The sequence below is a fragment of the Streptomyces sp. NPDC043685 genome (assembly GCF_056436585.1).
Window position 1 is genome coordinate 137,223 of sequence record NZ_JBWKCH010000001.1, and the last position, 24,424, is coordinate 161,646.

At 71.0% G+C, this 24,424-nt stretch carries 19 protein-coding genes; 14 read left to right on the forward strand and 5 right to left on the reverse strand.

From position 1 onward, the window contains the following. Positions 1-12: 12 nt before the first annotated feature. From AC0665_RS00695 to recQ, 14 genes are all read left to right on the forward strand, one after another. Positions 13-567 carry a NuoB/complex I 20 kDa subunit family protein gene (locus AC0665_RS00695; RefSeq protein WP_007383964.1) on the forward strand — a complete coding sequence of 185 codons (555 nt, stop codon included), beginning with the start codon at positions 13-15 and terminating at the stop codon, positions 565-567. Continuing rightward, entirely contained in the window at positions 564-1,304 is a 741-nt protein-coding gene (locus tag AC0665_RS00700; RefSeq protein WP_468406490.1) for an NADH-quinone oxidoreductase subunit C, read from the forward strand. The genes AC0665_RS00695 and AC0665_RS00700 overlap by 4 nt, the downstream gene beginning before the upstream one ends. Beyond that, positions 1,301-2,623, forward strand: a complete 1,323-nt coding sequence (locus AC0665_RS00705; protein ID WP_468406492.1) for an NADH-quinone oxidoreductase subunit D — start codon at positions 1,301-1,303, stop codon at positions 2,621-2,623. Before AC0665_RS00700 ends, AC0665_RS00705 begins: the two co-directional genes overlap by 4 nt. Then, the gene (nuoE, locus tag AC0665_RS00710; RefSeq protein WP_468406494.1) at positions 2,620-3,480 is read left to right on the forward strand and encodes an NADH-quinone oxidoreductase subunit NuoE; all 861 of its coding nucleotides are present in this window, start codon (positions 2,620-2,622) and stop codon (positions 3,478-3,480) included. Before AC0665_RS00705 ends, nuoE begins: the two co-directional genes overlap by 4 nt. After that, positions 3,480-4,826, forward strand: coding sequence for an NADH-quinone oxidoreductase subunit NuoF (gene nuoF, locus AC0665_RS00715; protein WP_478507477.1), 1,347 nt, complete (start codon positions 3,480-3,482; stop codon positions 4,824-4,826). The genes nuoE and nuoF overlap by 1 nt, the downstream gene beginning before the upstream one ends. Then, positions 4,823-7,327: an NADH-quinone oxidoreductase subunit G gene (locus AC0665_RS00720; RefSeq protein WP_468406498.1), complete on the forward strand. Its 2,505-nt coding sequence runs from the start codon at positions 4,823-4,825 to the stop codon at positions 7,325-7,327. Before nuoF ends, AC0665_RS00720 begins: the two co-directional genes overlap by 4 nt. Further along, a complete protein-coding gene (gene nuoH, locus AC0665_RS00725; RefSeq protein WP_468406499.1) occupies positions 7,324-8,697 on the forward strand; it encodes an NADH-quinone oxidoreductase subunit NuoH in 1,374 nt (457 codons plus the stop codon). The genes AC0665_RS00720 and nuoH overlap by 4 nt, the downstream gene beginning before the upstream one ends. Then, entirely contained in the window at positions 8,690-9,355 is a 666-nt protein-coding gene (gene nuoI, locus AC0665_RS00730; RefSeq protein WP_468406501.1) for an NADH-quinone oxidoreductase subunit NuoI, read from the forward strand. Before nuoH ends, nuoI begins: the two co-directional genes overlap by 8 nt. After that, positions 9,352-10,194: an NADH-quinone oxidoreductase subunit J gene (locus AC0665_RS00735; protein ID WP_478605311.1), complete on the forward strand. Its 843-nt coding sequence runs from the start codon at positions 9,352-9,354 to the stop codon at positions 10,192-10,194. Before nuoI ends, AC0665_RS00735 begins: the two co-directional genes overlap by 4 nt. Next, positions 10,191-10,490: an NADH-quinone oxidoreductase subunit NuoK gene (gene nuoK / locus AC0665_RS00740; RefSeq protein ID WP_003992252.1), complete on the forward strand. Its 300-nt coding sequence runs from the start codon at positions 10,191-10,193 to the stop codon at positions 10,488-10,490. The genes AC0665_RS00735 and nuoK overlap by 4 nt, the downstream gene beginning before the upstream one ends. A 15-nt stretch (positions 10,491-10,505) precedes the next feature. Continuing rightward, a complete protein-coding gene (nuoL, locus tag AC0665_RS00745; RefSeq protein ID WP_363120979.1) occupies positions 10,506-12,470 on the forward strand; it encodes an NADH-quinone oxidoreductase subunit L in 1,965 nt (654 codons plus the stop codon). Between the two features lie 5 nt (positions 12,471-12,475). Then, positions 12,476-14,047: an NADH-quinone oxidoreductase subunit M gene (locus tag AC0665_RS00750; RefSeq protein WP_478704179.1), complete on the forward strand. Its 1,572-nt coding sequence runs from the start codon at positions 12,476-12,478 to the stop codon at positions 14,045-14,047. After that, positions 14,044-15,693, forward strand: coding sequence for an NADH-quinone oxidoreductase subunit NuoN (gene nuoN / locus AC0665_RS00755; RefSeq protein ID WP_478704180.1), 1,650 nt, complete (start codon positions 14,044-14,046; stop codon positions 15,691-15,693). The genes AC0665_RS00750 and nuoN overlap by 4 nt, the downstream gene beginning before the upstream one ends. A gap of 237 nt (positions 15,694-15,930) precedes the next feature. Beyond that, positions 15,931-18,009, forward strand: coding sequence for a DNA helicase RecQ (recQ, locus tag AC0665_RS00760; protein WP_478605402.1), 2,079 nt, complete (start codon positions 15,931-15,933; stop codon positions 18,007-18,009). A gap of 45 nt (positions 18,010-18,054) precedes the next feature. Here recQ and AC0665_RS00765 read toward each other — a convergent pair whose 3' ends face one another. From AC0665_RS00765 to AC0665_RS00785, 5 genes are read right to left on the reverse strand one after another with little or no spacing between them, the layout of a single operon-like run. Continuing rightward, complete coding sequence (locus AC0665_RS00765; RefSeq protein ID WP_478704181.1) at positions 18,055-21,066, reverse strand: fumarate reductase/succinate dehydrogenase flavoprotein subunit; 3,012 nt, start codon at positions 21,064-21,066, stop codon at positions 18,055-18,057. Positions 21,067-21,077: 11 nt separating this feature from the next. After that, positions 21,078-21,923 carry an ABC transporter ATP-binding protein gene (locus tag AC0665_RS00770; RefSeq protein ID WP_478704182.1) on the reverse strand — a complete coding sequence of 282 codons (846 nt, stop codon included), beginning with the start codon at positions 21,921-21,923 and terminating at the stop codon, positions 21,078-21,080. Further along, positions 21,907-22,794, reverse strand: a complete 888-nt coding sequence (locus tag AC0665_RS00775) for an ABC transporter permease (RefSeq protein ID WP_478605299.1) — start codon at positions 22,792-22,794, stop codon at positions 21,907-21,909. Before AC0665_RS00775 ends, AC0665_RS00770 begins: the two co-directional genes overlap by 17 nt. Then, positions 22,791-24,152, reverse strand: coding sequence for an ABC transporter substrate-binding protein (locus AC0665_RS00780; RefSeq protein WP_478704183.1), 1,362 nt, complete (start codon positions 24,150-24,152; stop codon positions 22,791-22,793). The genes AC0665_RS00775 and AC0665_RS00780 overlap by 4 nt, the downstream gene beginning before the upstream one ends. Before the next feature lie 15 nt (positions 24,153-24,167). Beyond that, complete coding sequence (locus AC0665_RS00785) at positions 24,168-24,395, reverse strand: 4Fe-4S dicluster domain-containing protein (RefSeq protein WP_003992261.1); 228 nt, start codon at positions 24,393-24,395, stop codon at positions 24,168-24,170. Positions 24,396-24,424: the final 29 nt, after the last annotated feature.

Here is a 24,424-nt window from a genome sequence, read left to right on the forward strand (position 1 = left end):
GGGCCACTAGTCATGGGACTCGAAGAAAAGCTGCCGAGCGGCTTCCTGCTGACCACCGTCGAGCAGGCCGCGGGCTGGGTGCGCAAGGCGTCCGTCTTCCCCGCCACCTTCGGCCTCGCCTGCTGCGCCATCGAGATGATGACCACGGGCGCGGGCCGCTACGACCTGGCGCGCTTCGGCATGGAGGTCTTCCGCGGTTCGCCCCGCCAGGCGGACCTGATGATCGTCGCAGGCCGGGTCAGCCAGAAGATGGCGCCCGTGCTGCGGCAGGTCTACGACCAGATGCCGAACCCCAAGTGGGTGATCTCCATGGGGGTCTGCGCCTCGTCCGGCGGCATGTTCAACAACTACGCGATCGTCCAGGGCGTCGACCACATCGTGCCGGTCGACATCTACCTCCCCGGCTGCCCGCCACGGCCGGAGATGCTGATGGACGCGATCCTCAAGCTCCACCAGAAGATCCAGTCCTCCAAGCTCGGCGTGAACGCCGAGGAGGCGGCCCGCGAGGCGGAGGAGGCGGCGCTCAAGGCCCTGCCCACGATCGAGATGAAGGGGCTGCTGCGGTGAGCGACGCGAACGGCAACGGTGTCAATCCCGAGAAGGACCTCTCCGCGGAGAACCTCCCCGGCCAGCGCGGCCGGGGCGGTGAGGAGATCCGCGTCCAGCGCGGCATGTTCGGCGCCGACAACGGCGGCGACACCTCCGGCTACGGCGGCCTGGTCCGCTCGGTCCGGCTCCCGGGACCGGCGAACCGCCCCTACGGCGGCTGGTTCGACGAGGTCGCCGACGAGCTGGAGGGGGCCCTGGAGGAACAGGGCCTGCTTCCGGAGAACGCCATCGAGCGGACGGTCGTCGACCGCGACGAGCTGACCTTCCACATCGAGCGCGAGCACCTGGTCCGCGTCGCCCGCACCCTGCGCGACGACCCGGCGCTGCGCTTCGAGCTGTGCACCGGCGTCAGCGGCGTGCACTACCCGAACGACAAGGGCCGCGAGCTGCACGCCGTCTACCACCTGCGCTCGATCACCCACAACCGGGTGATCCGCCTGGAGGTCAGCTGCCCGGACGGCGACCGGCACATCCCGTCGCTGTTCTCCGTGTACCCCACGAACGACTGGCACGAGCGCGAGACGTACGACTTCTTCGGAATCGTCTTCGACGGCCACCCGGCCCTGACGCGGATCATGATGCCGGACGACTGGCAGGGCCATCCGCAGCGCAAGGACTATCCCCTCGGCGGCATCCCCGTCGAGTACAAGGGCGCCCAGATCCCGGCTCCGGACCAGCGGAGGTCGTACTCATGAGCACTTCCCACGCCTCCCCCCGGGAGACCACCGAAGGCACCGTCTACACGGTCACCGGCGGCGACTGGGACGAGGTCGTCGAGTCCGCGGCCCGCGCCGACGACGAGCGCATCGTCGTCAACATGGGCCCGCAGCACCCCTCCACGCACGGCGTGCTCCGCCTGATCCTGGAGATCGAGGGCGAGACCGTCACCGAGGCCCGCTGCGGCATCGGCTACCTGCACACCGGCATCGAGAAGAACCTCGAGTACCGGACGTGGACGCAGGGCACCACGTTCGTGACGCGCATGGACTACCTCACGCCGTTCTTCAACGAGACGGCGTACTGCCTCGGCGTCGAGAAGCTCCTCGGCATCGAGGACCGGATCCCCGACCGCGCCTCGGTCATCCGGGTGCTCCTGATGGAGCTGAACCGGCTCTCCTCGCACCTGGTGTGCATCGCCACCGGCGGCATGGAGCTGGGCGCCACCACGATCATGATCTACGGATTCCGTGATCGTGAACTCATTCTCGACATCTACGAGCTGATCACCGGCCTGCGGATGAACCACGCGTACATCCGCCCCGGCGGACTCGCCCAGGACCTGCCGCCCGGCGCGGTGGACCAGATCCGCGAGTTCGTGAAGAAGATGAAGAAGAACCTCCCGGAGTACGACAAGCTCGCCACCGGGAACCCCATCTTCAAGGCCCGTATGCAGGACGTCGGCTACCTGGACCTGGCCGGCTGCATGGCCCTCGGAGCGACGGGCCCGATCCTGCGCTCCACCGGCCTGCCGCACGACCTGCGCAAGTCGCAGCCGTACTGCGGCTACGAGACGTACGACTTCGAGATCCCGACCGCCGACACCTGCGACTCCTACGGCCGCTTCCTCATCCGGCTGGAGGAGATGCGCCAGTCGCTGCGGATCATCGAGCAGTGCCTGGACCGGCTCCAGCCCGGACCGGTCATGGTCGCCGACAAGAAGATCGCCTGGCCCGCCCAGCTCGCCCTGGGCCCCGACGGGCTCGGCAACTCCCTCGACCACATCAAGAAGATCATGGGCACCTCCATGGAGGCCCTGATCCACCACTTCAAGCTGGTCACCGAGGGCTTCCGGGTCCCGCCGGGCCAGGCCTACGTGGCGGTCGAGTCGCCCAAGGGCGAACTCGGGGTGCACGTCGTGTCCGACGGCGGCACCCGCCCCTACCGGGTCCACTTCCGCGACCCGTCCTTCACCAACCTTCAGGCCATGGCGGCGATGTGCGAGGGCGGCCAGGTCGCCGACGTCATCGTCGCCGTCGCGTCCATCGACCCCGTGATGGGAGGCGTCGACCGGTGACCACATCGTCTTCCGAGCGGGGCGTCAGCCTGGGCATGCCCGAACTGCCCGCACCCGCCTACCCGGACGACGTCCGGGCCCGGCTCGAGACGGACGCGCGCGAGATCATCGCCCGCTACCCGGACTCCCGGTCCGCCCTCCTGCCGCTGCTGCACCTCGTGCAGGCGGAGGAAGGGCACGTCACGCGCACCGGCATGCGGTTCTGCGCGGACGTGCTCGGCCTGACCACGGCCGAGGTCACCGCGGTCGCCACCTTCTACACCATGTACCGGCGCAAGCCGAGCGGTGACTACCAGGTGGGGGTGTGCACCAACACCCTGTGCGCCGTGATGGGCGGGGACGCGATCTTCGAGGAGCTCCAGGAGCACCTCGGCGTCGGCAACGGCGAGACCACCGGCGACGGCAAGGTCACCCTGGAGCACATCGAGTGCAACGCGGCCTGCGACTTCGCGCCGGTCGTGATGGTCAACTGGGAGTTCTTCGACAACCAGACCCCCGCCAGCGCCAAGAGCCTGGTCGACGACCTGCGCGCGGGACGGCCGGTCACGCCGACCCGCGGGGCACGCATGTGCACCTTCAAGGAGACCGCCCGGATCCTGGCGGGCTTCCCCGACGAGCGGGAGGGGGCCGTGGAGTCCGGGGGGAGCGCGGGACCCGCCTCCCTGGTCGGCCTGAAGCTCGCCAAGGGCGAGACCTCTCCCGCGCGCGTGGTGCACCCGCGCGGTGAGGCGGCCCGGACCGGGGCACCGCACGAGCCGTCCCCGACGGAGCACCTGAGCTCGCACGACGCGCCGCAGGACACATCGGCCTCCGACCCGGCCCACCCGGCCGGGCCCACCGCCGAGGAGGGGGAGTGATGACCTTGGCACCCGAGCTGAAAGACACCAGCCCCGAGAAGCTGCTCGCACCGGTGCTGTCGGCCTTCTGGGACGAGGACAAATCCTGGACGCTGGACGTGTACCGGCGGCACGACGGCTATGAAGGGCTGCGCAAGGCGCTCGCCATGTCGCCGGACGACCTGATCGCGTACGTCAAGGACTCCGGCCTGCGCGGACGCGGCGGCGCGGGATTCCCCACGGGCATGAAGTGGCAGTTCATCCCGCAGGGGGACGGCAAGCCGCACTATCTCGTTGTCAACGCCGACGAGTCGGAGCCGGGGACGTGCAAGGACATCCCGCTCCTCTTCGCGAACCCGCACAGCCTCATCGAGGGCATGATCATCGCGTGTTACGCCATCAGGTCGTCGCACGCCTTCATCTATCTCCGGGGTGAAGTCGTCCCCGTGCTGCGGCGGTTGCACTCCGCCGTGCGCGAGGCGTACGAGGCGGGCTTCCTCGGCGAGAACATCCTCGGCAGCGGACTCGACCTCGACATCACCGTGCACGCGGGCGCGGGCGCGTACATCTGCGGTGAGGAGACCGCACTGCTCGACTCGCTGGAAGGCCGCCGGGGTCAACCGCGGCTCCGTCCCCCCTTCCCTGCCGTGGCGGGCCTCTACGCGTGCCCGACTGTGGTGAACAACGTCGAATCGATCGCGTCGGTTCCCGCGATCCTCCAGCGGGGCAAGGAATGGTTCCGGTCGATGGGCAGTGAGAAGTCGCCCGGCTTCACGCTCTACTCCCTCTCCGGCCATGTCGCCAGCCCCGGTCAGTACGAGGCGCCGCTCGGGATCACGCTCCGCCAGCTCCTCGACATGAGCGGCGGGATGCGCCCCGGGCACCGCCTGAAGTTCTGGACGCCGGGCGGCTCCTCGACCCCGATGTTCACCGACGAGCACCTCGACGTCCCCCTTGATTACGAAGGAGTGGGCGCCGCGGGTTCCATGCTCGGCACCAAGGCCCTCCAGTGCTTCGACGAGACGACCTGCGTGGTCCGAGCCGTCACCCGCTGGACGGAGTTCTACGCCCACGAGTCCTGCGGCAAGTGCACGCCCTGCCGCGAAGGGACCTACTGGCTCGTGCAGCTGCTGCGCGACATCGAGGCCGGCAAGGGACGCATGTCCGACCTCGACAAGCTGAACGACATCGCCGACAACATCAACGGCAAGTCCTTCTGCGCCCTCGGCGACGGCGCCGCCTCGCCGATCTTCTCCTCGCTCAAGTACTTCCGCGAGGAGTACGAGCAGCACATCACGGGCCGGGGCTGTCCCTTCGACCCGGCCAAGTCGACGGCCTGGGCCGACCGCACGGAGGTGAACGCATGACCGTGACCACCAGCTCTCCCTCCGGCGGGGGAGAGGCGGCGGTCCCGCCGGAGGACCTCGTGTCGCTGACGATCGACGGCGCCGAGATCAGCGTGCCCAAGGGCACCCTGGTCATCCGGGCCGCCGAACAACTCGGCATCGAGATCCCCCGGTTCTGCGACCACCCCCTCCTGGACCCGGCCGGCGCCTGCCGCCAGTGCATCGTCGAGGTCGAGGGCCAGCGCAAGCCGATGGCCTCCTGCACCATCACCTGCACCGACGGCATGGTCGTCAAGACGCACCTCAGCTCCCCGGTCGCCGAGAAGGCCCAGAAGGGTGTGATGGAGCTCCTGCTCATCAACCACCCGCTGGACTGCCCGGTCTGCGACAAGGGCGGCGAGTGCCCGCTGCAGAACCAGGCCATGTCGCACGGCGACGCCGAGTCCCGCTTCGAGGGACGGAAGCGGACCTACGACAAGCCCGTCCCGATCTCCACGCAGGTGCTGCTCGACCGCGAGCGGTGCGTGCTGTGCGCCCGCTGCACCCGCTTCTCCAACCAGGTCGCGGGCGACCCGATGATCGAGCTGATCGAGCGGGGCGCGCTCCAGCAGGTCGGCACCGGCGAGGGCGACCCCTTCGAGTCGTACTTCTCCGGCAACACCATCCAGATCTGCCCCGTCGGCGCGCTGACCTCGGCGGCGTACCGATTCCGCTCCCGGCCATTCGACCTGGTCTCCTCGCCGTCGGTGTGCGAACACTGCTCCGGCGGCTGCGCCACCCGTACCGACCATCGGCGCGGCAAGGTCATGCGGCGCCTCGCGGCCGACGACCCCGAGGTCAACGAGGAGTGGATCTGCGACAAGGGGCGGTTCGCCTTCCGGTACGCCCAGCAGCGGGACCGGCTGACGACGCCCCTGGTGCGCAACGCCGAGGGTGAGCTGGAACCGGCCTCCTGGCCCGAGGCGCTGCAGATCGCGGCGCAGGGGCTGCTGGCCTCCCGGGGGCGCACCGGCGTGCTGACCGGCGGCCGCCTCACCGTCGAGGACGCCTACGCGTACAGCAAGTTCGCGCGCGTGGCACTCGACACCAACGACATCGACTTCCGCGCGCGCGTGCACAGCAGCGAGGAGGCCGACTTCCTCGCCGCCGAGATCGCCGGGCGCGGCCGGGACCTCGACGGCACGGGCGTCACGTACACCGCGCTGGAGAAGGCACCGGCCGTCCTGCTGGTCGGGTTCGAGGCGGAGGAGGAGGCGCCCGGCGTCTTCCTGAGGCTGCGCAAGGCCTGGCGCAAGCACGGGCAGAAGACCTTCTCGCTCGCCACGCACGCCACCCGGGGCCTGGAGAAGGCCGGCGGCACGCTGCTGCCGGCCGCGCCCGGCACCGAGACCGAGTGGCTGGACGCGCTCGCGAGCGGCGCCGGCCTGGAGGACGACGGTGCGCTCGCCGCCGAGGCACTGCGCACCGAGGGCGCGGTGATCGTCGTGGGCGAGCGGCTGGCCGCCGTGGCCGGCGGGCTCACCGCCGCCGCACGCACGGCCTCCGCGACCGGCGCCCGGCTGGTGTGGATCCCGCGCCGGGCCGGGGAACGCGGCGCGGTCGAGGTGGGCGCGCTGCCGTCGCTGCTGCCGGGCGGGCGCCCGGCCACCGACCCCCGCGCGCGGGACGAGGTCGCCGCCGTCTGGGGCGTCGCCGGTCTCCCGCACCGCTACGGCCGTGACACCGGCCAGATCGTGGAGGCCGCCGCGACCGGAGAGCTCCAGGCCCTGCTGGTGGCGGGCGTGGAGATCGCCGATCTGCCCGACCCGGCACGCGCGCGTGCGGCGCTGGACGAGGTGGGCTTCCTGGTCTCGCTGGAGCTGCGGCCGAGCGAGATCAGCCGCAAGGCCGATGTCGTCCTGCCCGTCGCCGCGGTCGCCGAGAAGGCCGGCACCTTCCTCAACTGGGAAGGCCGCATCCGCTTCTTCGAGGCCGCGCTCAAGCCCGACCAGATGACCCGCACCCTCGCGCCCACCGACGCGCGGGTGCTCCAGATGCTCGCCGACGCCATGGACGTCCACCTGGGCCTGCCGGATCTGCGCACCGTGCGCGGCGAGATCGACCGGCTCGGCGCCTGGGACGGCCCGCGGGCCGGGGAGCCCCTGGAGACCGCGGCCGCGCTGCCCAGGCCCGCCGCCGGAGAAGCCGTCCTCGCGGGGCACCGGCTGCTGCTCGACCAGGGCGTCCTCCAGCAGGGCGACGAGGCGCTCGCCGGCACCCGGCACGCCGCCCGCGCCCGGCTGTCGTCCGCGACGGCCGCCGAGGCGGGCGTCAAGGAAGGCGACCTGCTCGCGGTGACCGGCCCACGGGGCGTGGTGGAACTCCCGCTCCAGATCAGCGAGATGCCCGACCGGGTGGTGTGGCTGCCGCTGAACTCCGCGGGCGGCGGCGTCGCCTCCGACACCGGGGCGCGGCCCGGCTCCCTCGTCCGCATCGGTCCGGCGACCCTCGCCGGCGAGGCCCCCAAGGAGGTGGAGGCATGAGCCCGTACCTCGCCGCTGAAGACCTCTCGATGTTCGGCACCGATCCCTGGTGGCTGGTCGTCGTCAAGGCGGTGTTCTGCTTCGCCTTCCTGATGGTGACCGTGCTGGTCTCCATCGTCATGGAGCGCAAGGTCGTCGCCTGGATGCAGCTGCGCATCGGCCCGAACCGGCACGGCCCCTGGGGCATGCTCCAGTCGCTCGCCGACGGCATCAAGCTGATGCTGAAGGAAGACGTGATCGTCAAGCGCGCGGACAAGGTGGTGTACGTCCTCGCGCCGGTCGTCGCGGCCATCCCGGCCTTCATGGCGATCGCGGTGATCCCCTTCGGCCCGGCCGGCAACGAGATCTCGATCTTCGGCCAGCGCACCACGATGCAGCTCACCGACCTGCCGATCGCGATGCTCTACATCCTCGCGGTCGCCTCGGTCGGCATCTACGGCATCGTGCTGGCGGGCTGGAGCTCCGGCTCGACGTACCCGCTGCTGGGCGGCCTGCGCTCCTGCGCGCAGATGATCTCCTACGAGATCGCGATGGGCGCCGCCTTCGCCTCCGTGTTCCTCTACTCGGGGTCCATGTCGACCTCGACGATCGTGGAGCAGCAGGCCGACCGCTGGTACATCGTGCTGCTGCCGGTCTCCTTCCTCATCTACATCGTGACGATGGTCGGCGAGACCAACCGCGCCCCCTTCGACATGCCGGAGTCCGAGGGCGACCTGGTCGGCGGCTTCAACACCGAGTACTCGTCGATCAAGTTCGCGATGTTCATGCTCGCCGAGTACGTCAACATGGTCACCGTCTCGGCCGTCGCCACCACGCTGTTCCTCGGCGGCTGGCGCGCCCCCTGGCCCATCAGCACCTTCTGGGAGGGCGCCAACCACGGCTGGTGGCCGCTGCTGTGGTTCACGGTCAAGGTCCAGCTGCTGCTGTTCATGTTCATCTGGATCCGCGGCACCCTGCCGCGCGTCCGCTACGACCAGCTGATGAAGCTCGGCTGGAAGGTCCTCATCCCGGTCTCGCTGGTGTGGCTGATGCTCGTCGCGAGCGTGCGGGCCTTCCGGAACGAGGGCTACGACTTCGCCGACATCGCCCTGTACGTGGGCGGCGGCGTCCTCGCCCTGCTGCTGCTCTCCTTCGTCGCCGACATGTTCCGCGAGAAGGCCAAGAAGGCCGAACAGCCGGCCGACACCCCGGCCGCCTTCGACCCGATGGCGGGCGGATTCCCCGTACCGCCCCTGCCCGGACAGGAACTTCCGCCGGTCCCGCGCCGCTCGCGCCGTGAGCGGGAGCTGATTGTCAGTGGTGGGCCCGATACTCAGAGTGACGAATCTCTGGGCGGAACTACGGATGGAAAGGAGGCGTCCGATGGCTGAGGAACTCGAGCGTTCGAAGGCTGAGGAACCCAAGGACACCAAGCCCGGTTTCCAGAACCCCGTGGCCGGCTTCGGCGTGACCTTCAAGGCCATGTTCAAGAAGCGGCTGACCGAGCAGTACCCGGAGCAGCAGAAGACCACGGCTCCGCGCTTCCACGGACGGCACCAGCTCAACCGCCATCCGGACGGCCTGGAGAAGTGCGTCGGCTGTGAACTGTGCGCCTGGGCCTGCCCCGCCGACGCGATCTACGTGGAGGGCGCGGACAACACCGACGAGGAGCGCTACTCGCCGGGCGAGCGCTACGGCCGCGTCTACCAGATCAACTACGCCCGCTGCATCCTGTGCGGCCTGTGCATCGAGGCCTGCCCCACGCGCGCGCTCACGATGACCAACGAGTTCGAGCTGGCGGACTCCAGCCGCGCCAACCTCATCTACACCAAGGAGCAGCTGCTCGCCGGTCTGGAAGACGGCATGGTCGACTCGCCCCACGCCATCTACCCGGGCACGGACGAACAGGACTACTACCGGGGCCTGGTGACGGAGGCCGCGCCCGGCACCGAGCGGCAGGCCGCCCACTCCAAGGGCGAGGTGGTGCAGGAGGCCGACTCGACCTTCGGCGGGACGGAACCGGCGTCGGAGGGGGTGACCGGGCGATGACCTCCCAGCTCGCCGCCTACTCCACCTCCACCGGAGAGGCCGTCCAGTTCTGGATCCTCGGCACCGTCGCGGTGATCGGCGCCCTGTGCACCATCCTCATGAGAAGGGCCGTGCACAGCGCGCTCTGCCTCGCCGGAACCATGATCATCCTGGCGGTGTTCTACCTCGCCAACGGCGCCTACTTCCTGGGCGTCGTGCAGATCGTCGTCTACACCGGCGCGATCATGATGCTGTTCCTGTTCGTGGTGATGCTCGTCGGCGTCACCGCGGCGGACTCCCTGAAGGAGACCATCAAGGGCCAGCGCTGGCTGGCCCTGCTGTGCGGGCTCGGCTTCGGCGTCCTGCTGATCGCCGGGATCGGCAACGCGTCCCTGACGGAGTTCAACGGCACCGGCCAGGCGAACGCCGGGGGCAATGTGGAGGGCCTCGCCGCCCTCCTGTTCACCAAGTACGTCTTCGCGTTCGAGATCACCGGCGCCCTGCTCATCACGGCCGCCGTCGGCGCCATGGTGCTCACCCACCGAGAGCGCACCGAGCGCGCCAAGACGCAGCGGGAGCTCGCCGAGGAACGCGTCCGCAAGGGCACGTACCTGCCGCCGCTGCCGGCGCCCGGTGTCTACGCCCGGCACAACGCGGTCGACATCGCGGGCCTGCTGCCCGACGGCACCCCGTCCGACCTCACCGTCAGCAAGACCCTGCGCGAGCGCGGCCAGGTCCGTGACGTGTCGCAAGAGGCGCTCAACGACCTCAAGGCCCTGGAGCAGCGGGCCGAGGAGCGTCTGGAGCGCAGGGCGGTCGGGCCGGCGAAGTTCCAGCGGTCCGAGGAGGCGTCGAAGTGAACCCCGTCAACTACCTCTACCTCGCGGCCCTGTTGTTCACGATCGGCGCCACCGGCGTGCTGATCAGGCGCAACGCGATCGTGGTGTTCATGTGCATCGAGCTGATGCTCAACGCCTGCAACCTCGCGTTCGTCGCCTTCTCCCGGATGCACGGCAACCTCGACGGCCAGATCATCGCCTTCTTCACGATGGTCGTCGCCGCCGCCGAGGTCGTGGTCGGGCTCGCGATCATCGTGTCCCTGTTCCGTGCCCGCCACTCGGCCTCGGTCGACGACGCCAGCCTGATGAAGCTGTAAGGGGTCGGAAGAATCGTGGAGAACCTCATTGCGCTGCTGGTGGCGGCGCCCCTGCTCGGAGCGGCGGTCCTGCTGTGCGGGGGCCGGCGGCTGGACGCCGTCGGCCACTGGATCGGCACCCTGCTCGCGGCCGTCTCCTTCGTGCTCGGCCTGGTGCTGTTCACCGACATGCTGGGCCAGGACGCCGAACACCGCGAGATGGCCCAGCACCTGTTCAGCTGGGTCCCGGTGGAGGGCTTCCAGGCGGACGTCGGCTTCCAGCTCGACCAGCTGTCCATGACGTTCGTGCTGCTGATCACGGGCGTCGGATCGCTGATCCACCTGTACTCCGTCGGGTACATGGAGCACGACGAGCGGCGCCGCCGCTTCTTCGGCTATCTGAACCTGTTCCTCGCGGCGATGCTGATCCTCGTCCTCGCCGACAACTACCTGCTGCTGTACGTCGGCTGGGAGGGCGTCGGTCTCGCCTCCTATCTGCTGATCGGCTTCTGGCAGCACAAGCCCAGCGCCGCCACGGCCGCCAAGAAGGCCTTCCTGGTCAACCGCGTCGGCGACATGGGCCTGTCCATCGCGATCATGCTGATGTTCCTGTGGTTCGGCACCTTCGCCTTCGGGCCGGTGCTCGGCGGCCACGGGGAGGCGGGGCTGGCCGGTGCCGCCGGCGAGGACAAGCTGACCGCGATCGCGCTGATGCTGCTCCTCGCCGCCTGCGGCAAGTCCGCCCAGGTGCCGCTGCAGTCCTGGCTCGGGGACGCGATGGAGGGCCCGACCCCGGTCTCGGCCCTCATCCACGCCGCGACCATGGTGACCGCGGGCGTCTACCTGATCGTCCGCTCCGCCGCCGTCTTCAACGGCGCCCCGGACGCGCAGCTGGTCGTCACCATCGTCGGCGCGGTCACGCTGCTGTTCGGTGCGATCGTCGGTTGCGCGAAGGACGACATCAAGAAGGCCCTGGCCGGCTCGACCATGTCGCAGATCGGCTACATGATCCTCGCCGCCGGACTCGGCCCCATCGGCTACGTCTTCGCGATCATGCACCTGGTGACGCACGGCTTCTTCAAGGCCGGCCTGTTCCTCGGCGCCGGCTCGGTCATGCACGGCATGAACGACGAGGTCGACATGCGCCGCTACGGCGGCTTGCGGAAGTACATGCCGGTCACCTTCGTCACCTTCGGCCTCGGCTACCTGGCGATCATCGGCTTCCCGGGTCTGTCCGGCTTCTTCTCCAAGGACAAGATCATCGAGGCGGCGTTCGCCAAGGGCGGCACCGAGGGCTGGATCCTCGGCGCCTGCGCCCTGCTGGGCGCGGCCATCACCGCGTTCTACATGACGCGCGTGATGCTGATGACGTTCTTCGGCGAGGAGCGCTGGCGCAACGCCCCGACCCCGTCGCCGGCCAAGCCCGACGTGGAGCCCGCCGCCGAGACGCGCGGCGAGTACACCCCGCCGCACCCGCACGAGTCGCCCAAGATCATGACGATCCCCATGATCGTGCTGGCCGTCGGATCGGTGGCCGGTGGCGCGTTCTTCAGCATCGGCGACCGGTTCATGCACTGGCTGGAGCCGGTCACCGGACACAGCCATGGCAACCCGCCGATCAGCGCGGGCGTGGTCACCGGCGCGACCGTCGCGTGCATGGTCGTCGGCGTCGCCCTCGCCTGGGCCCAGTACGGCCGCCGCCCGGTCCCCGCCGTCGCCCCGCGCGGCTCGCTGCTCACCCGGGCCGCCCGGCGCGACCTGCTCCAGGACGACTTCAACCACGTCGTCCTGGTCCGCGGCGGCGAGCACCTCACGCGGTCCCTGGTCTACGTCGACCACACCCTGGTCGACGGCGTCGTCAACGGCACGGCGGCCTCGGTCGGCGGCCTCTCCGGGCGGATGCGCAGGCTGCAGAACGGCTTCGCCCGCTCCTACGCGGTCTCGATGTTCGGGGGTGCGGCGGTCATCGTCGCCGCGACCCTGCTGATGAGGGCGGTCTGATACCGATGTCCTTTCCTCTGCTGACAGCGACAGCGGCGCTCCCGGCCGTCGGGGCGATCGCCACGGCCGCCGTACCGGCCGCGCGGCGCACCGCCGCCAAGTGGCTGGCGCTGCTCTTCTCGCTCGCCACGCTGGCCCTGGCGGTCACCGTCCTGGTCCGCTTCGACCCGGACGGCGACCGCTACCAGCTCACCGAGTCGCACGCCTGGATCGCCGACTTCGGCGTCCGCTACGAACTGGGCGTGGACGGCATCGGCGTGGCGCTCATCGCGCTCACGGCGCTGCTGATCCCGTTCATCATCCTGGCGGGCTGGCACGACGCCGACCCTCTGGAGACCGGCAGCAGCCGGTGGCGCCCGACGCAGGGCTTCTTCGCCCTGATCCTGGCCGTCGAGGCGATGGTGATCCTCTCCTTCGAGGCCACCGACGTCTTCCTCTTCTACATCTTCTTCGAAGCCATGCTGATCCCGATGTACTTCCTCATCGGCGGCTTCGGGGACCGTGCCCACGAGCACGGCGAGAAGGCGGCGGCGACCCAACGCTCGTACGCGGCGGTGAAGTTCCTCCTCTACAACCTGGTCGGCGGCCTGATCATGCTGGCCGCGGTGATCGGCCTGTACGTGGTCGCCGGGAACTTCTCGCTCCAGGAGATCGCCGAGGCCCGCGCCAACGGCACGCTCGACATGGCGACCAACACCGAGCGCTGGCTCTTCCTCGGCTTCTTCTTCGCCTTCGCGGTCAAGGCGCCGCTGTGGCCGCTGCACACCTGGCTGCCCAACGCGATGCAGGAGTCCACCGCCCCGGTCGCGGTGCTGATCACGGCGGTCGTCGACAAGGTCGGCACCTTCGCGATGCTCCGCTTCTGCCTCCAGCTCTTCCCGGAGGCCAGCAAGTGGGCCACGCCCGCGATCCTCGTCCTGGCGCTGATCAGCATCATCTACGGGGCGCTGCTGGCGGTCGGCCAGCGGGACATCAAGCGGCTGGTGGCGTACGCGTCGATCTCCCACTTCGGCTTCATCATCATGGGGATCTTCGCGATGACCAGCCAGGGCCAGTCCGGCGCGACGCTCTACATGATCAACCACGGCATCTCGACGGCCGCGCTGATGCTGGTGGCGGGCTTCCTGATCTCCCGGCGCGGCTCGCGGCTCATCGCCGACTACGGCGGAGTGCAGAAGGTCGCCCCGGTGCTCGCCGGCACCTTCCTGATCGGCAGCCTCGCCACGCTCTCGCTGCCGGGCCTGGCGCCGTTCGTCAGTGAGTTCCTGGTCCTGGTCGGCACGTTCACGCGCTACCCGGTGATCGGCATCATCGCCACGTTCGGCATCGTCCTCGCGGCGCTCTACACCCTCGTCCTCTACCAGCGGACGATGACGGGCCCGGTGAAACCGGCGGTCTCCGCGATGCCGGACCTCAGGGTGCGGGAGCTCGTGGTCGTGGCGCCGCTGGTCGTCCTGCTGATCTTCCTGGGCGTCTACCCGAAGCCCCTCACGCAGATCATCGACCCGGCGGTCAAGCAGACCATGTCCGACGTCCAGAAGAAGGACCCCCAGCCCGAGGTGGAGGCGGCCAAGTGAGCGCAACAGCCGTCCACAGCCTGTGGACAACCGCGGCCGACCCGATCACCAAGATCGACGCGCCGAAGTTCGAGTACGGCCAGCTGTCGCCGATCCTGATCGTCGTCGGCGCGGCGATCATCGGGATCCTGATCGAGGCGTTCGTCCCGCGAAAGTCGCGCTACTACGCCCAGGTGTTCGTGTCCGTCGTCGCCCTGGTCGCCGCCTTCGCCGCGGTCGTGGCCCTGGCGGCCGACGGGTACGGCACCACCAAGGCGCGCATCGCGGCGATGGGCGCGATCGCCGTCGACGGGCCCGCCCTGTTCCTCCAGGGCACGATCCTGCTGGCGGCCCTGGTGGGCCTGTTCACCTTCGCCGAGCGGCGCCTGGACCCGGTGGCGCACGGCAACCGCGTCGACTCCTTCGCCGCGCAGGCCGCGTCCGTGCCGGGCAGCGAGAGCGAGAAGGCGGCGGTCAAGGCCGGGTTCACCACCACCGAGGTGTTCCCGCTGCTGCTGTTCGCCGTCGCCGGCATGCTGATCTTCCCGGCGGCCAACGACCTGGTGACGCTGTTCGTGGCGCTGGAGGTCCTCTCCCTGCCGCTGTACCTGCTGTGCGCGCTGGCCCGCCGCAAGCGGCTCATGTCGCAGGAGGCGGCGGTCAAGTACTTCCTGCTCGGCGCCTTCGCCTCCGCGTTCACCCTGTTCGGCATCGCGCTGCTGTACGGCTACGCGGGCTCGATGTCGTACGCCACGATCGCGCAGGTCGTCGACGGCACCGTGCAGGACGTCAACCCGGCGCTCGCCGACACCATGGGCAACGACGCGCTGCTGCTGATCGGCGCCGCGCTGCTGGTGATGGGCCTGCTGTTCAAGGTGGGCGCGGTGCCGTTCCACATGTGGACGCCGGACGTGTACCAGGGCGCGCCGACGCCGGTGACCGGCTTCATGGCGGCGGCGACGAAGGTGGCGGCGTTCGGCGCGCTGCTGCGGCTGCTGTACGTCGTGCTGCCCGGCCTGCGCTGGGACTGGCGGCCGGTCATGTGGGCCGTGGCCATCGTCACCATGCTGGGCGGTGCGATCGTCGCGATCACGCAGACCGACATCAAGCGGCTGCTGGCGTACTCGTCGATCGCGCACGCCGGGTTCATCCTCGCGGGTGTCATCGCGACCACGCCCGACGGCGTCTCCTCCGTCCTGTTCTACCTGGCGGCGTACTCGTTCGTGACGATCGGCGCCTTCGCGGTGGTCACCCTCGTGCGCGACGCGGGCGGTGAGGCGACGCACCTGTCCAAGTGGGCCGGGCTCGGGCGCAGATCCCCGCTGGTGGCGGCGGTGTTCGCGGTGTTCCTGCTGGCCTTCGCGGGCATTCCGCTGACGTCCGGCTTCGCCGGGAAGTTCGCCGTGTTCAAGGCGGCGGCGGAGGGCGGGGCGGCCCCGCTCGTCGTGATCGGTGTGATCTCGTCGGCGATCGCGGCGTTCTTCTACATCCGCGTCATCGTGCTGATGTTCTTCAGCGAGCCGCGGCCGGAGGGCCCCACGGTGGCCGTGCCGTCGCCGCTGACGATGACGGCGATCGGGGTGGGCGTGGCGGTGACTGTGGTGCTCGGAGTGGCGCCGCAGTACTTCCTGGATCTGGCGGGGCAGGCGGGCGTGTTCGTTCGCTGAGGTCCGCGTGTGTCGGTGCGGGACCCGGTCTCCTTCGGGAGCCGGGTCCCGCGGCGTGTCCGGGGCGGAGGGCTGCCCGCCGGGGCCATGTCGAACGTTTGTATGGGCTCCCTCTCCATCGGGCGGGACCTGTGGACAACTCCGGGGCTGTCGGTGCGGGCGCCTATGGTGGACGCAGTGGTCGAGGCGCGACACACGGGGGACACGACGATGGGCGCGACGGGCGGTACGGGTGTGATGACGGAACGGGACGCGGTGACCGGGGCCGAGAGCGGGTCCGGCACCACAACCGTGGCCGGTGCGGGCAGTGACTCCGCCGGGCCCCTCGGTGCCGACGCGAGCGAGGCGCTCGTCACGCTGCACCGGGTCTTCGGCTATGAGGCCTTCCGCGGCGAGCAGGAAGCCGTCATCGACCATGTCGTGGCCGGCGGCGACGCCGTCGTGCTCATGCCGACCGGCGGCGGCAAGTCGCTGTGCTACCAGATCCCGTCCCTGGTCAGGCCCGGTACGGGCGTGGTCGTCTCCCCGCTCATCGCCCTGATGCAGGACCAGGTGGACGCACTGCGGGCCCTGGGCGTGCGCGCCGGATTCATGAACTCCACGCAGGACTTCGACGAGCGGCGGACGGTCGAGGCCGAGTTCCTCGCCGGTGAGCTGGACCTGCTCTACCTGGCGCCGGAGCGGCTGCGGCTGGAGAGCACGCTCGAGCTGCTCTCCCGTGGCAAGATCGCCGTCTTCGCGATCGACGAGGCGCACTGCGTCTCCCAGTGGGGCCACGACTTCCGGCCCGACTACCTCGCGCTGTCCCTGCTCGGCGAGCGCTGGCCGGACGTGCCGCGGATCGCGCTCACGGCGACGGCCACGCACGCGACGCACCAGGAGATCACCCAGCGGCTGAACATGCCGACGGCCCGGCACTTCGTGGCGAGCTTCGACCGGCCCAACATCCAGTACCGGATCGTGCCCAAGGCCGACCCCAAGAAGCAGTTGCTGAGCTTCCTGCGCGAGGAGCACGCCGGCGACGCGGGCATCGTCTACTGCCTGTCGCGCAACTCGGTGGAGAAGACCGCCGAGTTCCTCAACCGCAACGGCGTCGAGGCGGTGCCGTACCACGCGGGCCTGGACGCGGGCACCCGCGCGGCCCACCAGTCCCGGTTCCTGCGGGAGGACGGCCTGGTCGTGGTGGCGACCATCGCCTTCGGCATGGGCATCGACAAGCCGGACGTCCGCTTCGTCGCCCACCTCGACCTGCCCAAGTCGGTCGAGGGCTACTACCAGGAGACGGGCCGGGCCGGTCGCGACGGGCTGCCGTCCACGGCCTGGATGGCCTACGGACTGAACGACGTCATCCAGCAGCGCAAGCTGATCCAGTCCGGTGAGGGTGACGAGGCCTTCCGTCGCCGGGCCCAGGCCCATCTGGACTCGATGCTGGCGCTGTGCGAGACGGCCCAGTGCCGCCGGGGGCAGCTCCTGGCCTACTTCGGCCAGGACCCGGACCCGGCCGGCTGCGGCAACTGCGACACCTGCCTCACCCCGCCGGAGACCTGGGACGGCACCATCGCGGCACAGAAGGCGCTGTCGACGGTGGTCCGGTTGCAGCGCGAGCGCGGGCAGAAGTTCGGGGCGGTGCAGATCGTCGACATCCTGCTGGGCAAGCGCACCGCCAAGGTCATCCAGTTCGACCACGACCAGCTGTCCGTGTTCGGCATCGGCGAGGAGCTCACCGAGGGCGAATGGCGCGGCGTCATACGGCAGTTGCTCGCGCAGGGGCTGCTCGCGGTGGAGGGCGACTACGGCACGCTGGTGCTGACCGAGGCCAGCGGTGCGGTGCTGCGGCGCGAGCGGGACGTGCCGCTGCGCAAGGAGCCCAAGAAGCCGGTGACCTCCCGGTCGGGTGCCTCGTCCACGGGCTCCGGGCGGGGCGAGCGCAAGGGCAAGACAGTCGCCGCCGAGCTCCCCGAGGAGCTGCTGCCCGCCTTCGAGGCGCTGCGCGCCTGGCGTGCCGAGCAGGCTCGTGAGCAGGGCGTCCCGGCGTATGTGATCTTCCACGACGCCACACTCCGGGAGATCGCCCTGGCGTGGCCGGCCTCGGTGGGGGAGCTCGGCGGGATCAGCGGAGTCGGCGAGAAGAAGCTGGCGACGTACGGCGAGGGTGTGCTGGAGGTGCTCGCCTCGCTGGGCGGACCGGCGCGGTCGGCTCCGGCAGCGGACCCGGCTCCGGCCCAGGCCCCTGCTCACAGCTCCGGTCAGGACGCGGGCGAGCCGGACCACTGGCCGGAGATGGACGAGGAGCCGGAGCCCGACGACTGGATATGAGGCCGGGCTCCGGCCGGGGTCACAGGGATCCGGGAGCCGGGCCGGTCACAACGCCCGGCCCGCGTACGCCCTGACATCCGCGTCGGAGTCGGTCGTCGCCGTGGCGAGGGCCGCCCGGGCCTCCTCGGTGGCGCGGTGCCGGGTCAGCGCCAGGACGGCGGCCTTGCGGACATCGGCGTTGGGGTCCGCGAGGGCCTTGGCGAGGGCCGGGACGGCCACCTCGGGGTCGGCGACGGACAGGGCCGTGGCGGCTCCGGCCCGGACCTGCCAGGCCTGTTCGGCCAGGGCCGCCACCGCGCGTGCGGTGAGGGGCTCCGGGCAGCCGGTGGTGCCCAGCGCTCCGTAGGTCGCTGCCCGCACCAGAGCGTCGGGGTCGTCGAGGAGGCCGGTGAGGGCCGCCTCGATGGCGGCGGTGGCGGCATCGGGGCCGACCGGGGCGTCATCCGCCGGCTGTTCGGCATCCGGCGTGGCCGGGTCCTCGGCGGTGGGCTGTTCGGCATCCGGCGTGGCCGGGTCCTGGACGGTGGGCTGTTCGCCATCCGGCGTGGCCGGTCCCTGGGCGGTCGGCTGTTCGGCACCCGGCGTGGTCCGGTCCTCGGCGGTCGGCTGTTCGGCATCCGCCGTAGCCGGTCCCCGGGCGGTCGGCCGCTGCGCGCTCACCGTGGCGAGGCCCTTGGCGATGGCGACCCGGACCTCGCGGGAGGGGTCGGTGACCGCCGCGCCGGCCAGTTCACGGGCGGCGTCGACCGACACCAGGGCGCGGACGGCCTCTATGCGGACGGCGATGTCGGAGTCGGCGAGGGAGGGCGCGAACAGGGCCGCGTCTCCGAGGCGCAGGGCGCGCAGGACGTCCAGTGCCGCGGCGCGGACCACGGGGTCCGGCTCGGCCAGGGCGGCGGCGAGGCCGTCGCGCAGGTCGGGCTCGGCCGGGAGCGTCTCGACGAGCTCACGCAGGGACGCGGCGGCTGCGGCACGCACCTCGGCGTGGCTGTCGCGCAGGGCGGCGGCGAGGGCGGTGCCCGTCCCCGGCGGCAGCGTCTCGGTGAGCACGGCGACGGCCTCACGGCGGACGGCGGACACCGGGTCCGTCAGATAGGGGAGCAGGGCGTCGAGTTCGGGCTCCTCCTCGGCCAGGGCGACGAGTTCGAGCAGGCGGGTGGAGGACTGCTCACCGGACGGCGCGGTGACCGGGGCCGAGGGGGCCGATGTGGGCTCCGGCACCGGCGTTCCCACGGCCGAGGCGACCGGCGCCACGTCCCGCGACCCGGCCGTGGCCACATCCTCGGCATGCACCTCGCCGAGAGCACGGGAGGGACCGCCGACGGGGTCGAAACCGTCGACCGGAACGAGATAGGGAGCCACGGGCCGGGCCGTGAACTCCATCGCACCAGAGGGGGACTTGTGCAGATCGAGGTGGTGGAACCAGGACGCGTCGTCGCGCCGGGGGTGGTCGAGACGGTCGTGGTAGAGGCCCCAGCGGGACTCCGTGCGGGCCAGGGAGGAGCGCGCGGCCATCTCCGCGCAGTCACGGATGAAGGTGACCTCGGCGCAGCGCATCAGCTCGTGCGGGGTGCGGGCGCCCATCTCGGCGATGTCGGTGCGCATCCGCTCGAAGGCCTCCAGCGCCAGCGACAGCCGGGCGCCGGACTTGGGCGGGGCCACGTAGTCGTTCACGAAGCGGCGCAGCTTGTACTCGACCTGGGGCTGCGGCGGGCCGTCGGGGTTGCGCAGCGGACGGTAGATCAGCTCGTGCGCCTCGCGGAGCTGGTCGCCCGGCAACTCCCCCTCGTACGCCGAGTATTGGGACGCGTCCGCTCCCGCGAGGTCGCCGAAGACGAACGCGCCGATCATGTAGTTGTGCGGCACGCAGGCCAGGTCACCGGCCGCGTACAGCCGGGGCACGGTGGTGCGGGCGTGGTCGTCGACGCGGACGCCGGAGGCGGAGTGGCCGCCGCACAGGCCGATCTCGGAGATGTGCATCTCGATGTCGTGGGTGCGGTAGTCGTGGCCGCGCCCGGAGTGGAAGGTGCCGCGGGTGGGCCGCTCGGTGGAGTGCAGGATCGTCTCCAGGGCCGAGACGGACTCCTCGGGGAGGTGGCTCAGCTTCAGGTAGACGGGGCCCCGGTCGGACGCCACCTCGGCGGCGAACTCGGCCATCATCTGGCCCGACCAGTAGTCGGAGTCGACGAAGCGTTCGCCGTGCCGGTTGACCTGGTAGCCCCCGAAGGGGTTGGCGACGTAGGCGCAGGCGGGGCCGTTGTAGTCCTTGATCAGCGGGTTGATCTGGAAGCACTCGATGCCGGTGAGTTCGGCACCCGCGTGGTAGGCCATGGCGTAGCCGTCGCCCGCGTTGGTGGGGTTCTCGTAGGTGCCGTAGAGGTAGCCGGAGGCGGGCAGGCCGAGGCGGCCGCAGGCGCCGGTCGCCAGGATCACCGCGCCCGCCCGCACCTGGACGAACTGCCCGGTGCGGGTGTTGAAGCCGGCCGCTCCCACGGCCCGGCCCCCGGCGGTGAGGACACGCACCGGCATGACCCGGTTCTCGATGCGGATCCGCTCGCGCATCTCGCGCCGCCGCAGCTGCCGGTAGAGCACCTTCTTGACGTCCTTGCCCTCCGGCATCGGCAGCACGTAGGAGCCGGAGCGGTGCACCTGGCGGACGGCGTAGTCGCCGTGCTCGTCCTTCTCGAACTTCACGCCGTAGGACTCCAGCCGCTGCACCATGCCGAAACCGCGGGTGGCGGTCTGGCGGACGGTGGACTGGTCCACGATGCCGTCGTTGGCGCGGGTGATCTCGGCTACGTAGTCGTCGGGTTCGGCCCGGCCCGGGATGACGGCGTTGTTGACGCCGTCCATGCCCATGGCGAGGGCGCCGGAGTGGCGCACGTGGGCCTTCTCCAGCAGCAGCACGTTCGCGCCGTGCTCGGCGGCGGTCAGGGCGGCCATGGTGCCTGCGGTGCCGCCGCCGATGACGAGGACGTCGCAGGTGAGTTCCTCGGCGTCGGCGAGCGAGGGGACGGCCAGGGGGGTGTCCGCAGGGGGGTTCACGGAGGTGGTCACCGGGGTGCCTTTCACGTACCGAGCGAGGTGAGGACGTCGCGCCGCAGGGCCACGCGCGCCGGGTCGTCGAGCGCGCCGCGCTCGCGCGGGCGGGGGATGTCCCGGACGGCGAGGAGGCCGCCCGCGCCGAGCAGGGCCACGCGGTCGCCGAGGAACAGGGCCTCGTCCACGTCGTGGGTGACGAAGACGACGGTGGCGCCCGTGCCCCGCAGGACCTCCACCAGCAGGTCCTGCATGCCCGCGCGGGTCTGCGCGTCGAGCGCGCCGAACGGCTCGTCCATCAGGACGGCGCGCGGGCGCCCGGCCAGGGCGCGGGCGAGCTGGACGCGCTGGCGCTGCCCGCCGGAGACCCGGTGCGGCAACTGCCGTGCCTGGGAGCCGAGGCCGACCCGCTCCAGCCAGGCCTGGGCCTGCTCCCGGCGCTCGGCGCGGGGCACGCCGCGGATGGCGAGGGGCAGTTCGACATTGGCGCGCAGGGTGCGCCAGGGGAGCAGAGCGTCCTCCTGGAAGACCAGGGCGCGGTCGGCCGAGGGACCGGTCAGCGGCCGGCCGTCCTGGGTGATCTCGCCCGTGAGCGGCGGCAGCAGACCGGCCAGGGTGCGCAGCAGCGTCGACTTGCCGCAGCCCGAGGGGCCGACGACGGTGAGGATTTCGCCGGGGGCGATGTCCAAGCCGACGCCGTCCAGGGCTGTCGCGCCGGGCCGCCCGAGGGAGGCACCGGTGAGGGTGAGGCGGGTGCCGCGGTCAGGGGCGCCGGTGGTGGCGGCGGCCTCGCGGGAGCCGTGGCCGGGCCGGGCCGGGCTGTTCGGGCTCGTCCCGGGCGAGGCGTCCGGGACGGTCTCAGACGAGGTGCTCATCGCGGGCCTCCTCGGATCGGGCATCGCCGGGGACGGCGGCGGGGACGGCGGGGGCGGCCGGCGCGGGCTTCACGGACCGGTCGGGCCGGGGCGGCCGGGCGCCGGGGGCGTACGCGGTGCGCGGCAGCCAGCGGGTCAGGCGGCGGCCCAGGAGTTCCACGGCGGTGGAGGTGAGCCAGCCGAGGACGCCGATGGTGACCATGCCGACGAACACGCCGGGGTAGTCGACGACGGTGTAGTCCTGCCAGGTGCGGTAGCCGACCCCGTACTGGCCGGAGATCATCTCGGCGGAGATCACACAGATCCACGAGACGCCGATGCCGACGGACAGACCGCCGAACACGCCGGGCAGCGCGCCCGGCAGGACGACGGAGCCGAGGATCCGCCATCGGCCGCCGCCCATCGTGCGCACCGCCTCCTCCCACACCGGCGTCAGGGCGCGCACCGCGTGCCGGGTGGAGACCAGCACGGGGAAGAAGGCGGCGGTGCAGGTGATGAAGACGATGCCCTGCTCGTTGGAGGGGAACAGCAGGATCGCGACGGGCACCAGGGCGATGGCCGGGATCGGGCGGATCACCTCCAGCACCGGGCCGAGCAAATCCTCGGCGAGCCGCGAGCGCGCCACGAGCACGCCCGTCGCCACGCCGAGGACGGCGGCCAGCAGGAAGCCGGTGAGGATCCGGACGAGGCTGTCGGTGAGGTCCGTCCAGTAGTCCGGCCCCGACACCCGGGCCGCAAAGGTCCCGGCCACGTCGGTGACCGTCGGGAACTGCGAGAAGCGCAGCCACAGATCGACGTTCAGGCTGGTCACCACCTGCCACAGCCCCAGCGCGGTGGCCAGCGACACCGCGCGGAGCGCGTACCGCTTCACGACGCCCGCTCCAGAGCGTCGCCGTACGGGACGAGCCGCGCTCCGCCGTGGCCCGCGATGTAGGCCCGCGCGGTGTCGGGGGTGACGAAGGGCAGCAGCTTGCCGCCGTCGGCCACCCACACCGCCTTGTCGGCGAACCAGAGCGTGCCGGTGGTGGTGTCGGGGACGTAGGCGGCCCGCACGGCGTCGCGGTGCTCGGCCACGTAACGCAGCAGCAGGGAGGGGGAGGTGAAGGTGACGGTCTTCGAGGCGCCCTTGAGCCAGACCTCGCTCGCGGCCGGTGCGGGCTCGGTGGCGAGGTGCTTGGCGTACGCCGCCGGCCCGAGGGCCTTCTTCACGTACCGGTCGTCGACGAAGGAGTCGACGTCCACGTCCCCGGTCAGCTTGGCCGACTTCAGGATCGACACGTCCTGCTTCAGCGCGGACACCAGCCGGGGCTTGATGGCCGGGTCGAAGGTGGCGATGCCGTGATCGCCGTTGTAGAGGTAGACGACCTCGGCGGGCAGGCCGGTCGCCTTCGCGACCTTCTCGGCGGCGTCCACCGGGTGCTCGTTCAGGTAGTCGGTCGCCTGCGCCTGGGCCTTCAGGAACGCCTCCAGGACGGCCGGGTGCCGCTTGGCGAAGCCCTCGCGGGCGGTGACGCCGTGGAAGGTGGGCAGGTTCAGCCGGGCGCCGTCGTAGATCGCCTTCGCCTTGCCCTGGAAGGCGAGCAGGCCCGGCCAGGCGACGAACTGCGACAGCGCGTCCGTGCTGCCCGCCGCGAGGGCGGAGGCACCGACGGAGGGCTGCTGGTTGAGCTTCTCGATGCCGCTGCCGGGGTCGATGCCGGCCCGCTGCAAGGCCCGTACGAGGGTGCCGTCCGCGGCCGAGCCGACGCTGGTGGAGACCTTCCTGCCCTTGAGGTCCTTCAGGGAGGTCAGCTTCGAATCCGGGGCGGTGACGATGGTGTTGAGGCCGCCGCGCAGGTTGTAGCCGGTGACCGACACCAGGTGGGTGGGGTTGTTGAGCTGCTTGCCGCGGGCGGCGTTGATGAGCAGCGGGAAGTCGCCCATCGAGCCGATGTCGATCTTCCCGGCGGTCATCTGGGCGGTGATGGGGGCGCCGGTGGCGTAGTCCTGCCAGTCCACCTTGTAGTGGACGCCGTCGTGCAGGGAGTTCAGCTGCTTCTCGAAGGCGCCGAGGGAGCGGAGCAGGGTGCCCGCGGTGACGGTGTTGATCGTCCTGGACTGGTAGCCGACGGTGACGGTGACCGTGGAGCCGCCGCCCGCCTCGGCGTCACCGCCGCAGGCGCTGAGCGGAAGCAGGAGGACGACGGCGGAGAGCGCGACGGCTGTACGTTCGATAGTGGTTCGGGACATGACGATTCGGGCCTCTCACCGGAGCAGATAGGGCATGTTGACCGTGACGGCTCCGGTGGGGCAGCGCGCCGCGCAGGGGCCGCAGTACCAGCACTCGTCGACATGCATGTACGCCTTCCCGTTGCGCTCGTCGATGGCGAGGGAGTCCAGCGGGCACATGTCCACGCACAGCGTGCAGCCGTCGATGCACTTCGACTCGTCGATGGTCACGGGCACGTCGGCCCGCTGGGGCGCCAAGGGCATGGCTGTCTCCAGGGATGTGCGCGAGCGGG